This window comes from uncultured Meiothermus sp. (genome assembly GCF_937863175.1).
Classification (GTDB): Bacteria; Deinococcota; Deinococci; order Deinococcales; family Thermaceae; genus Meiothermus.
In genome coordinates, this window is record NZ_CALMCQ010000367.1 from 1 (window position 1) to 12,237 (window position 12,237).

General features: G+C 59.3%; 8 protein-coding genes. 2 read left to right on the top strand and 6 right to left on the bottom strand.

What is annotated here, in order from left to right:
* Positions 1-261: copper chaperone PCu(A)C (locus Q0288_RS13665; RefSeq protein WP_299431369.1), on the top strand; the 261-nt coding region annotated here is incomplete at its 5' end.
* A 163-nt stretch (positions 262-424) separates the two neighbouring features.
* Here Q0288_RS13665 and Q0288_RS13670 read toward each other — a convergent pair.
* Positions 425-1,555, bottom strand: coding sequence for a hypothetical protein (locus tag Q0288_RS13670; RefSeq protein ID WP_299431372.1), 1,131 nt, complete (start codon positions 1,553-1,555; stop codon positions 425-427).
* A gap of 339 nt (positions 1,556-1,894) precedes the next feature.
* Between Q0288_RS13670 and aceA the strand changes: the two genes are divergently transcribed.
* A complete protein-coding gene (aceA, locus tag Q0288_RS13675; protein ID WP_299431374.1) occupies positions 1,895-3,190 on the top strand; it encodes an isocitrate lyase in 1,296 nt (431 codons plus the stop codon).
* Between the two features lie 53 nt (positions 3,191-3,243).
* On the opposite strand, the gene Q0288_RS13680 is transcribed toward aceA, so the two are convergent.
* The 5 genes from Q0288_RS13680 to Q0288_RS13700 form a co-directional block, all read right to left on the bottom strand.
* Positions 3,244-8,097 carry an AAA domain-containing protein gene (locus Q0288_RS13680; RefSeq protein WP_299431377.1) on the bottom strand — a complete coding sequence of 1,618 codons (4,854 nt, stop codon included), beginning with the start codon at positions 8,095-8,097 and terminating at the stop codon, positions 3,244-3,246.
* 89 nt (positions 8,098-8,186) lie between these two features.
* The gene (locus Q0288_RS13685; protein ID WP_299431380.1) at positions 8,187-10,151 is read right to left on the bottom strand and encodes an ABC-F family ATP-binding cassette domain-containing protein; all 1,965 of its coding nucleotides are present in this window, start codon (positions 10,149-10,151) and stop codon (positions 8,187-8,189) included.
* 162 nt (positions 10,152-10,313) lie between these two features.
* A complete protein-coding gene (locus tag Q0288_RS13690) occupies positions 10,314-10,595 on the bottom strand; it encodes a hypothetical protein (protein WP_299431383.1) in 282 nt (93 codons plus the stop codon).
* A 45-nt stretch (positions 10,596-10,640) separates the two neighbouring features.
* Complete coding sequence (locus Q0288_RS13695) at positions 10,641-11,456, bottom strand: type II CAAX endopeptidase family protein (RefSeq protein WP_299431386.1); 816 nt, start codon at positions 11,454-11,456, stop codon at positions 10,641-10,643.
* Positions 11,457-11,553: 97 nt separating this feature from the next.
* A complete protein-coding gene (locus tag Q0288_RS13700; RefSeq protein ID WP_366914770.1) occupies positions 11,554-12,180 on the bottom strand; it encodes a zinc-binding dehydrogenase in 627 nt (208 codons plus the stop codon).
* Positions 12,181-12,237 lie beyond the last annotated feature (57 nt).

Genomic DNA, 12,237 nt, shown 5'->3' on the forward strand with positions numbered 1-12,237 from the left:
CGCACCGAGTTCCACCAGAGTGTGCCGGTTCCGGGTTCCGCCCGCGAGCGGCTGGATACCGTTGGGATGCAACGGGTACACCGCTTGGAAGTTCCGGCCCGAGGGCGGCTCGAGCTGCTTCCGGGTCGGTTTCACCTGATGCTTTATGGTCTGCGCGAGAAGCGCTCGGCACCGCTGAGAGAGGGCGAGTCGGTAAGAATTACCCTGCTCCTGGAGGGTGGGGGGCGCTTCAACATGGTGGCCCCGGCTCAGATGCGCTAGGGGGACTGCGGCCAGGCCACCTGTGTTTCGAGTCCCAACTCCTGGACTGGTGGGGCCAGAGGCAAGCAGTTCATTCTCAAGCCACAGAGGCAGACCAACCGCGGGAGTTGCTCTGGAGCGGCTGGGCTCGGGGTTTTCATCACGTACTGGTTTTCTGGTTCAATCAGCGTATACACGGCCTGGCGGCGTGGTGGTCGGTAAGGTATTTCTCGAGGCTGGTGTTCTGACCGCCTGCAAAACTCAGGGTCAGGTTTTCGCCCAGAATGCAGTTGCGGTTGGCATCGTTGAGGGTGCCCTTGAACTCGGCGGACTTGCCATCGAACTGCACACTGCCCCTGGAGAAGGTGATGAAGAGCGGATCGCGGCGGAACTCGGTGGCCTCGAAGCTCAGGGCAAAGGTTTTCTTGAGGTTGCCCAGCGAGGCGCTGGCCCGCATGTTGTTGGCCAGAATGCTGGCGAAGTTACCGCAGCGAGCCCGCACCACATTGCCGCTGGTGGTCACATCCCAGACCAGGTTCACGGTCTCGCCACCCGCCCTGGCCATAATTTCCCCTCTGGTGGTAATGTTGCTGCCGATGTTCCACTCGAGGTTCCTGACCTCAATCAATCGCCCGGCTCCTGCTTTGTCCAGAAAGGCTGCCACCTTCATCTGGTCGGGCAGATCCAGCACCTTGCGCCCGCTCACACAGCGGCTATCGGGAAAGGTGCTGGTCCGATTGAGGCTGGCTACCTCGACACTGCCCACCCGAATCGAACCCACCAGCCGGGTGGGGGCCTCGAAGAGGGCCTCGTTGCTGGCGCTGTAATGCCCCAGCACCGTAGCCGAGGCCGTTCCGCTGGTGGAGCCGTTCCAGTCCAGCAGCAGCTCTGCGGTCTGGCCCTGGGCGGTACGCCAGCGCACCAGATAGTCGTCGCTATCGGTGCGCACGCAGCTTCCACTGGTGCAGTCCCAGCTACCTCTGACCAGCCGGGTTTCGGTGGCCTGCACCGTGACCCCTCCCCCCGGCGCTTCCACCATGGCCGCGCTGGAGCCCCCCAGTCCGGGCAGTCCCAACAAGCGACCCAGGTCAATGCTGACCGGCGCGTTCAGGTTGCCGAGATAGCCCGCCAACTCCCCTGGAAGACTCTGCATCACCTTGCTGGCGCTGTCATCAAAGCTCTTGCTGGCCCCCGAACTCTCTGCCGGAGTGGCGGTTGCACTGCCTCCACCAGGAGGGTTATCGTTCGCCGTTAAATCACCACAGCCTGCCAGCAGAACAGCTACGGCCAACCCCAGCAAAAAGTTGTATTTCATAGGGTTCCCCTTCCTTACCCAAGGAAAATACCCCGGCAGCCCTTCAGATGCGGCTCATGTTTTTGTGACCGCCTTTAGCCGTGCTTAAGTATTTGAGTAGCTTCACCGATGGCGGGGTCAGCATCGGCAGCGAGGGGGTCGAGCGATCCATCCTTTTTTGCAGCTCTCCTCTGGGCTGCTACCGGGCCGACTTTCCAGATGGCCTACCTACACATCAGTGTATAACTCGTCAAGTGTAGCCAGGAATAAGGTACACGTTTTTGTGGGTGTCTCAGATCTTGATATACACATACAGAGATTTGACCCTTCGCTTCATACTCGGAAACGGGAGGCAAGACCATGTCCAAACTCACCCCCGAGATGAAGCTGGAAGCTGAAAAACTCCGCCGTGAATGGGAGACCAACCCCCGCTGGAAGGGCATCCAGCGCGACTATACGCCTGAAGATGTGGTGCGTTTGCGCCCCAGCATACTTCCCGAGCAGACCCTGGCCAGGGTGGGGGCCGAGCGGCTGTGGGAGCTGCTGCACAGCCGCCCGTATGTCAACACCTTTGGCGCATACACGGGTGCGCAGGCCGTGCAGATGGTGAAGGCTGGCCTCGAGGCCATCTACCTTTCGGGATGGCAGGTCGCCGGCGATGCCAACCTGGGCGCCCAGACCTACCCCGATCAGTCGCTCTACCCCGCCAACTCGGTTCCGGCGGTGGTCAAGCGCATCAACAACGCCCTGACCCGCGCCGACCAGATCGAGCGCAGCGAGGGTAAATCGGAGCGCTACTGGTACGCCCCCATCGTGGCTGACGCCGAGGCTGGGTTTGGCGGCCCCCTGAATGCCTTTGAGCTAATGAAGGGCATGATTGAGGCCGGGGCCGCCGGGGTGCACTGGGAAGACCAGCTCTCCAGCGAGAAGAAGTGCGGCCATCTGGGCGGCAAGGTTCTGATTCCCACCCAGCAGCACATCCGCGCCCTCAATGCGGCCCGTCTGGCGGCGGATGTGGCGGGGGTGCCCAGCGTGATTATCTGCCGCACCGACGCCGAGTCGGCCACCCTGCTCACCAGCGACATTGACGAGCGCGACCAGCCCTTTGTCAAGAACGGCAACCGCACCCCCGAAGGCTTCTACCACCTCCGCAACGGCATCGAGCCCTGCATTGCCAGGGCCCTGGCCTACGCCCCCTACTGCGACCTGATCTGGATGGAGACCAGCACCCCCGACCTCGAGCAGGCCCGCAGGTTCGCCGATGCTGTGCATGCGCAGTTCCCCGGCAAGATGCTGGCCTACAACTGCTCGCCCAGCTTCAACTGGAAAAAGAACCTCGACGACGCCACCATCGCCAACTTCCAGCGCGAGCTGGGGGCCATGGGCTACAAGTTCCAGTTCATCACCCTGGCCGGCTGGCACAACCTCAACTACCGCACCTTCGAGCTGGCCAAGGGCTACAAAGAGCGCGGCATGAGCGCCTTTGTGGAGCTGCAACAGCTCGAGTTCGCCGCCGAGAGAGAGGGCTTTACCGCCGTCAAGCACCAGCGCGAGGTGGGCGCGGGCTACTTTGATGAGGTGCTGATGGCCATCACCGCCGGACAGGCCTCTACAGCGGCCCTGGTGGGCTCGACCGAGGAGGCCCAGTTCCATTGAGGCGTTGGAATAACCCAAGACGGCAGCGAAGTTGCTTCCTGCCGTCTTTAGCTTTATGAGCCTGCTTTCGACGACCTAAAGCCGTACTGCCTGGCTTGCTCTAATAAACGTACGGCTTGCCGGGCCTGTTTGTAAGAGATGTGTCCCCTTTTCACAAAAATACCTAAGCCAAAAATCAGTTTGCGCTCCCAACCTGCAAAATGACCACGTTCTTTTGCCCACCGCGCCAGCTCAAACCACAAGTCCGGGTCTGTAGCAAGTACCAGCTTAATCCTGGCTTGGTCTTCTGGGGCAAGCTCATTCTGCTGAGATGACGTGTTCCTAGTCGGTCTTGATGGTCTAAGGGAAGTGTGGCCTTCAACCACACCGTCTCTCGACTGGGGCGGTAAAGTGTCGGAGGCAAAGTCGGAAGAATCAACAATTTGATTTTGAGCGCTGCCACCTGCAGATGGGTCGCTTCGCAGCGGCTGGTTATTCTCAACACTCATTACTTGCATTGTCTTCAGGTGGGATTCAACTTCAGTGTTGATGGGCATGTTACTCGATAATGTAGTTTGGGGTGTTGATTCCGCGCCAACTTCTAAGGTCACGCCAAGCTCTTTTAGCTCGCTGAACAGCCATTCCATTGTAGTGATTGGATCGCGATAGTAGCTACTTCCTCTAATACGAATGAACTGCCAACCCAGGCGCTCGAGGATCCGCTGGCGCTCCAGATCCTCCTCCCACTTTTCCGGAGGGTGGAAACGGTCGCCATCGCACTCCACAGCAATCCGCTTGCCGGCACCCTCGACCACCAGGTCAATGCGGTAGGCGCCAACCGGCCACTGGGCTCGCACACGGTATCCAGCGCGGGCCAGGTGTTCTAACACCTCTCGCTCAAAGGGCGACTCGGTCTTGGCACCCTCTACTTTGAGCAGCTCGAGGGAACGCTCAGGATTCAGTGCGTGCTCGATCAGCAAGCGGCGGAGGTCGCCAGGTTTGAGGTCAACTGCCGGGTCAAGTGAATACACCACCCACATCTGATCCCTGGCCCGGCTGGCTGCCACATTGAAGCGCTGCCGCCAGAGGTCGGCATCGCGAAGGGGCAAAGGAGTTCCCTCGCTCACATCCACCAAAGACAAGAACATCACATCGCGCTCATCTCCCTGGAATTGCCCGGCGTTCCCGCACAGCAAGCGGCGGTCTTGCCATTCGACTGGAGAAATCTCCTGGCGCAACATCTGTTCGATCAGCAAAGCTTGATCCTCTCCAACCATCGAGATGACACCCATGGTTTTACCGGCATACATTGGGTCGGCGATGCAGCGCTTGATTATGTCCCCGATTTCCCTTGCTTCAACTGGGTTGCGATCTCCCTCACGGTAACCGTTTACTCGAATAGCCCGAACAGCAGGTTTCAGGTGGGAGTGGCCCGACTCGCGCAGGGGGTTGATCCGCCCGTTGTAGCAAAGCATATTGCTGAACTGGATGATCTCGGGTACCGAGCGGAAGTGTTCGCGCAGCCTCACCAGGCCACGGAATGATCCATCGGCAATATCGTAGATCGACCGTTTGCCATCGTAAAGATGGGCGTTTGGAACGCCTTTTTCTTCAAGGAGATGCTGCAAATGCGCCACTTCCTCGACTTTTTCTCCAACTGCCAGTGGGCTCACCTGTTCGTTGTCCCCTACCACGACAATCCGGCGGGCCATTGCGAGCAAAATCAAGCCGAAGAGGTCGGTCTGGCTAGCCTCGTCAACGATCATTACGTCGAAGAGGTCGCTTTCAGGAGCAAACTGCTCAACCACGCGGGCCAGCGGCATAATCCAGACCGGAACAGCAGAGCGGCATTTCGTCATCAGCTGGGCAGCCTTGGCCTTCAGTTCCGGTACCTTTTTGCCTTTTCCCTTGCCAATTTTCTTGATGGTGTTCAGCCAGCCCAGCAACGCCTGCTGCTGATCCAGGCTGGTTTTGCGTAGCTGCGCGCTCCACGCTTTGCACTCGATAAGCTCGGCTGTTATCCGTAGCAACAGCTTCTCGCGCTCTGCAATCTCGGCTTGCAGGGCGTGGATGGACTGAGCGGAGCGGGCGTCCAGCTCCTGTGCCAGCAAGCGGCACAGCCAGGCCATCTTGGGCTCCTTCGGCACTGCCGAGGACTCGTGCGGCCGCTCCCGCTTCTCGATGGCCTGGGCCCAGTCGGGGGCTACCAGCCCCAGTCGTTTTAGCAAGGATAGGCGGCGTTTGTATAGGGACATCAGCCCCTGCAATCGCTGGGCTTCTTTATAGGCATCGGCGTAGTCCGAAGGGGAACGCAGCTCCAGGGCGCGGGCCAGGCCGGCGCTAACCCGACTTCGCTTCGGGTCAATTCTGCCCAGGGCTTGCTTTACCAGTTTCTCGCCCAAAGCCTGTTGTGCCCGCACCCACTTGGCTCGCAGGATGGAGTCAAGCTGCTCCAGCGCCGACTGCCAGCGTAAAAGCTCACCGGTGGGAGTGAAGTTCGGTGGCTGAGGCCGTAGCAGGGCGTCCCAGTCGAATCCAGTTTCTTTGAGCCGGTGCTGGAAAGGCTGGAACAGCTCTGAGTACCATCGCAGCCCTTCCTCCAATAAAGGTATGAGCTGCTTGACCTGTTTTTCTGGCTCAGGGGAATCCAGTCTGTGCCCGCCTGCCGTGACAACGAGGGCCGTCCAACGCTGTATAAGCTGTTGCCGCTCCTCGCGCAGACGGGCTTGCATCCAGAGCGCCAGGAAGTGGTCGAGTGTCTTCGGTTTACCGGAAATGACCCTTGCCTTCTGGGCGTAGGCCTTCCACTTTGGCTTAAGTAAAAGCTTTACTCCGTCGAGCTTACCGCCTTTCCTCAAGTGCTCAACAATTTCCCCGGCCAGACGGACTTGTTCTGATGGGGGTAGATCGGCTGGCAACGAAGGGGCATACCGAATAGACAATTCCAATGCTTCGCTGCCGAGCTTCCAGGTAGCTTCGATCTGATTAATGAGTTCCCTCCAAGAAGTTAGGTGAGGATCGCTGCCAGCCATGATGACCGCGTGCTGCCAGGGCTCGTTTTTTTGCAGCGGGGTAAGAAGTCGCTTTAGTGCTTCAGACAAATCCTTGAGCTGATCCAAGCTGGGCTCACGATGCCACAATTCGGCCTTCTCGCTGCCAGGTACGACTGGCTCGCGAATGAGCTTGCACCACTCCTCGACCTGTGGGGGACTCGGAAGATCCTCCAGTTCGGGCAGTCCAGATCTTAGCTCGGCCTCGTCGGTCAAATTGAGGCTGACATTGGATCGGTAGAGTTCCTCGAGTTCGTTCAAAGACAGCGGCAGTTGCGTATTCCACGAAATTCGCCCAGGTATCCAGTCGAGGCTCTCCTCCTTGTACTGGCGAACCAACCGGGCCGCTTCCGAAGGGGCAAAACCCTTACCTGCAGCCACTACCTCGCGGTACTCGCCACCCAGCGCCTCAATCAAGTGCTGTCGCTTCTCGGCGAGCTCTGTAAGAAGCCTGTCACGCGTTTTGGCTAGGGTAGGGGCCTCTTTCTCTAGTTTTTCCGGGCCTTCCCCGAGTCTTTGAGCAATGTGCGCCACCGCATCCTCAAGCTGCCGCCGGCTTTCCTGGTCGTTATCCAGAACGCTGACACACAGCGGTTGTAGTTCAGGGGCCACTTTGTTGCGCAGAACGCGAAGCGCCTTGGCAGTGTGGGCTGTAACGAGTATGCTCTTGCCTTGAGCCAGTAGATGGCCGATCAGGTTGGCGATGGTGTGGGTTTTCCCTGTTCCAGGCGGCCCCTGCACCACCGTACCCGAATGCTTTTGCATGTTCTTCACAACCAGTAGCTGCTCGCGGTTGGCAGGCTTACTCAGCAATACGTCTTGCACGTCCCATTCACGGATACTTGGTTCGTGCGATGCGGGATTGAGTGCGGCAACCGACGCATCTTTTTTCTCTACCCCCACCACCCTCTGCAGGGGCACAAGGGTATCTATGCGCTTCGGCAGAACCTCCAAAACCCCTACGATAGCTCTGGAAAAGCCCTGGCTGCGTGGGCGCAGGAAAAGCGCCGCTGACCGGCCAATGGTCGGCGTGTCCGCATCTTTCTTCGGGAAGCCCGCCCCAATAAACTGGCCTTTTGCGCTCAGGCGATTCGCCGCGTAGTTGTAAAACGCATCTGTCTCGGGGGCCAGCGGGTGGTATTCTTTGGTTCCCAGCTCCTTACGTAGATCAGCCTCTACGTTCTGGTTCTGATTCTCACTAAGCGCTCCTACCGCTCTTACAGCCGGGCCATAGAGTTCCGGTGTGGAATCAGCCTCGACGATGCGAAACTCGGGCTTGTTGGCATCAAACTCAAGCTGCACCCGTTGCAGCAGGATAGGGTGGTATACGGCGGTATCTTGGTTCTGCCAGCTCAGAATTCCGTCTCCCAACACCAGCTCAAACCGGTCGCCTTCACGGTCAAGCCTTCCTTTAAGTCCGTAAAACTCTTCGAAGACTCTTAGCGCCTGCCTGGCCGGGCGCTCAGCTTCAGCCCAAGTACGCCACCGAGCCAACCAGTCCTGCCCTGCTCTGACACGCCGCTCATCATCAGTGAAGGCAACCTCAACTACACCGGCTGGGGTTTCATGCTGGCGTGACTCTCGAAAGGTCGGTCCCCGTGAGAAGAGGTCGTTGATTGCGGTTTCGGAGGTGATCCAGTCTTTTAGTTCGTCAGGCAAGGCAGGGGGAGGTTTGATCTTTGGCCGGCCTACACAAAGCACATAGTCAGAATCGTCGTCCGAGTACCCAACAAACTTTATTTCTGGGTGAGTTGGTAACGAATCGAGCCTGTGTTCCCAGGTGTACTGCTCTAATGTAAGGGGGAAAGGGCTCCTGATGTTTTGAAGTTCTTTCAGGAACTCGAACAACGCCTGAGCTCTTTCAAGAGCATCTTGCATTTGCTCGTATTATAAAGTCCAAATGCTACCGCGGAGGTGATTAATCGATGTTAGCAGTGGCTCTGCCTTAGCAGCGAATGCGATACTCACTATTGGCGTTCCAGCTGCCCCGACACCTCCGCCCACTGCTCAAAAGCCTGGCTCAGCCGGGCTTCCAGACTCTGCTGCTCCTCGGCAATCTGGGCATACTCACGGTGGTGCAGGCCGGGCTGAACGGCGCGGGCGTGCAGGGTCTGAAGCTGCACCTCCAGTTCGGCAATCTGGGCTTCCAGGCGCTCTTTCTCGCGCTCGAGGTGCCAGCGGCCTTTGACCTTTGATACGGCCCTGGAATCAGGGGTCTGGCCCTCAAGCCTCGACCCTCGAGCCTCGGCTTTGCTGGGCGCCACCCGGGCCTTGCGGCGCTTCAGGTACTCGCTGGGCGGGGCCGGGTAGTCGGCAAACTGCCCGTCGGCCAAGTGCCAGGTGCGGGTAGCGAGCTGATCGAGGAAGAAGAGGTCGTGCGAGACCAGCAGCAGCGTACCGGGGTAGGCCAGCAGGGCTTGCTCTAAGGCTTCCACGGTCTCTAAGTCGAGGTGGTTGGTCGGCTCGTCCAGCACCAGCAGGCTGGCCTGCTGCAACGAGAGCGAGAGCAGGGCCAGCCGCGCCCGCTCCCCTCCCGAAAGGTTCTTTACCTGTTTGAACTGGGCCTCGTAGGGGAACATCCAGCCCCCCAGCGCCGCATGGGCCTTCTCGCCCAGCAGCCGGTACAGCGTCTCGAAGAGGGTCAGCTCCGGGTCAGCCCCCACCCCCCAACTCCCACCCCCAGCCGTTCCAGTCGGGAGAGGGGGCGCGATGAGGTTTGACCCGATGCCAGAGAGTTTCTGATCGTAGTAGCCCACCCGCACCCCCGGCCCGGTTTTGACCCGCCCCGAGGGGTGGTCGGAGGGCAGCAGCCCCAACAACACCTTGAGCAAGGTGGTCTTGCCTGCGCCGTTGGGGCCGATGATGGCAATGCGCTCACCGCCCCGAACCAGCAGACTGGGAAGGTTGAACAGCACACGCCCCCCAAGGCTTTTTTGCAGCTCCCAGCCTTCCAGCACCCGCTCGGCGGAGACTGGCCTGGCTACCGGGAAGCGGATGCGCACGGTGGGATCGTCGGCCTCGGGAGGCTGAACGGTCTCTTCTAAAAACTGCTCCATGCGGGCCTCGAGGCTGTGCATCCGCCGGGCGTGCTTGGCGCTGCTGTGCGCCCAGCGCTGGGCCTGCTCCAGAATGCCCTCCCGCCGCTCTTTTTCCTTAAGCCAGTTGGCATACTCGCGGGCCTCCTGCTCTTCCTGGGTGGCCCGCTCCCGCCGGAAAGCCGAGTAGTTGCCCTCGTAAAGCCGGAGCCGGCCCCTGCGCAGCCAGGCCACGCGCCCGGTCACCCGGTCGAGGAACTGCCGGTCGTGCGAGACGGTCACGGTAGCTCCGCCATAGGATTGCAAGAAACTCACCAGCCAGTCGGTCATCTCCAGGTCGAGGTGGTTGGTCGGCTCGTCCAGCAAGAGCGCATCCGAGCCCGAGAGCAGCAAGGCTCCCAGCGCCAGGCGGCGGGTCTCGCCGCCCGAGAGCACGCTGGTCTTCTCCTGTTCGCGGCCCTCGAGGAAGAGCCCCTTGAGCACGGCCTGGTAGCGCGAGCGCTGCTGGTAGCCTCCAATGGCCTCGAAGCGCTGGTGCAGCTCTTCCCAGCGGTGGTAGGTACTGGGGTCGGCCAGGTTGACCTCCAGTCTGGCCAGTTCGGCTTCCATGGCCTGCACCCGGGCAAACCCCCGCTGGAGCACCGACTCCACGGTCTCGCCCGGGCTGTACTGGGGATCCTGGGGAAGAAGTTCCAGGTGCACCCCCTCGGGCCGGTGTACCCGGCCCCGCGCTGGCTGCAACTCCCCCATCAGCAGGCGCATCAGGGTGGTCTTGCCCGAACCATTGGCCCCCACCAGGGCCAGCCGGTCGCCGTGGCGCAGTTCCAGGCTCACCCCCTCCAGCAGGTCGCGGGCTCCCAGGGTGTACTCGAGGTTCTCGGCAAAGGCAATGCGCACAAGCTTCAGTGTAGCAAGTTGGGCCACCGGCAACCTCAAACCATACAACTGGCAACATTCACGACCCTCAATACACCCGTCCCAACTAGCCAGGCCTTTCTCGTGAAATCAAAAAAGGGTGTCGGGATCACCCTGAGCCCTTCGATCACCCTTCGACGACGCTCAGGGCGGGCTCAACACCCCACGGAAGGGTCTGATCGGCTGTGCTGCCTGAATGTGTGGACTTAAGCGCATTGGCTCTTTCGAAGTAAGGTCTGTGTTCTGGCCCTTCTTCTTAAGCTCCTTGACCTTGTCGCTCTTGTTGATGATGGTCTCGATGATGTTGTCGCCCAGCGCGCGCCAGCCCTCGATGCGCTCCACGGCGGCCATCGCCTCGGGATTGTCCAGGATGCGGCGCAGGGTGTCGTTGTCCACATTCACTAGCAGCGCACTCGACAACTGCATCGGCCCCACACTTTGTCAGGCGGAACGTTTTTACTGATGGTCAGACTAAACCACAAATTTACCTTTGCTTGATAGGGTTTTGGGCCTGTAAACAACAACCACGACCACGGCCCAAACCATGACCATCATGCTTACTACAGTTGCAAGCAAACCATTGCCCGCATTCGCTGATGTCATGTAATTGAAACAGCCATGAAACACAGCTACAATCGGGATACTGCCCGCTGTGCTATTCGACAACCAGGTAAATACAATTGCCCCAGCATATAATGCGAAAACCCATCCAGGGGCTACTGCGGGGTCAAATAAATAGAAGAACAGCGGCAAATGCCACAATGCCCATAAGAGGGTGAGGATAAGTGTTGAGTAAAGTGCATTGTGGTCTTTCTGTAAGCGAGGGAGTGCGTATCCTCGCCAGCCGATTTCTTCTCCAATACCCGAGGTCAATATCCATAGGAACAGTGCACCGATTCCCAAGGGAGGCAGAAAGGGAACTAATCCTAACTCGGAAAGCGAGATTTTGTTGTCGGTGAACAAATTGATTGCCAGGACCGCGACAAAACCAATGACCAGGGGAGATAAGGCTGCCAGCCACCAGATACCACCGACACGCCATAGGGTTATTCGACCCCAGAGTTCTTTTAACCCCTGCGCTCCCTGAGTCGCCCAGGTGACAATCAACGCAGAAAGCATGGGGCCGTAAGACACGAAATAATGAACCCATTGGGGAAACACTGGTTGGATCATTCCTTGGTTGGTTAGTGCGAGCGGGATTGCAATTGCCCATGAGACTGCGCAGGCGAGAATGAAATAGACCATAAGATTCATGGAATTCTGAGATATGATCGTATTGTTTTTCATTTTTTACTCCCATCAATTATGTCATTCGGAGACTCCGTCAAAAGGTGCGTGGGGTCGTAGGCGGGATACGCTACTTGGGCGGCTTTGTCTTGGGCATCTATACCAACAACAATTCCGGTGCCGACAAAACAATGTTGCCGATGACCTGGCCGCTTTCCAGCAGGGCGTTGGCCTGGGCAGCCTCCAACAGCGGAAACCGGGCCGCGATGATAGGTTTGATTCGGCCTGCGCCAAGCAGCTCAAAGAGCGCTGCCCAGTCTTGCAGGAAGGGACGCCGGTTGAGGTAGGAGGCGCCAGTTCCGTAGAGCACGACTTTGCGGCCATCCGGCAGCAGGTTGCGCCAGAGGACGCGACCCAACAGGCATGCCATGCCCGAAAGACTTCGTGGGTTGGCGTAGCTCACCCAGACGCCGCCGCGCTTGAGCAAGCCGAACCCGCGCGGCAGGTAGTCCCCACCCATGCCGTCGAAGACTGCGTCCAGCCCGCCCGGTTCCATCTGGCGCATGACTCCGACGAAATCCTCTGTGTGGTAGTCAATCGGCATCGCTCCGTACTTGCCCAGCATGGCTTGCTTGCTCCGCGAGGCCAGGCCGTACATTTTCAAGTCCGCCAGCCGACCCAGTTGCAGCAGCGCCGTGCCAATGCCGCCGCTGGCACCGATGATGAGCGCGGTATCCCCGTCCCTGACTCGCGCCGAACGGTGCAGCGTCTGGTAGGCGACGATGTAGTGATATTGCCCCGGTTTAGTTCAGTCGAGGTTAAGCCACCTGCCTCAGATTGT

What these genes read in the sequence shown, in the direction of transcription:
- aceA (WP_299431374.1), top strand. Translation starts at nt 1,895, where the DNA reads ATGTCCAAACTCACCCCCGAGATGAAGCTGGAAGCTGAAAAACTCCGC.
- Q0288_RS13680 (WP_299431377.1), bottom strand. Translation starts at nt 8,097, where the DNA reads ATGCAAGATGCTCTTGAAAGAGCTCAGGCGTTGTTCGAGTTCCTGAAA.
- Q0288_RS13690 (WP_299431383.1), bottom strand. Translation starts at nt 10,595, where the DNA reads ATGCAGTTGTCGAGTGCGCTGCTAGTGAATGTGGACAACGACACCCTG.
- Q0288_RS13670 (WP_299431372.1), bottom strand. Translation starts at nt 1,555, where the DNA reads ATGAAATACAACTTTTTGCTGGGGTTGGCCGTAGCTGTTCTGCTGGCA.
- Q0288_RS13695 (WP_299431386.1), bottom strand. Translation starts at nt 11,456, where the DNA reads ATGAAAAACAATACGATCATATCTCAGAATTCCATGAATCTTATGGTC.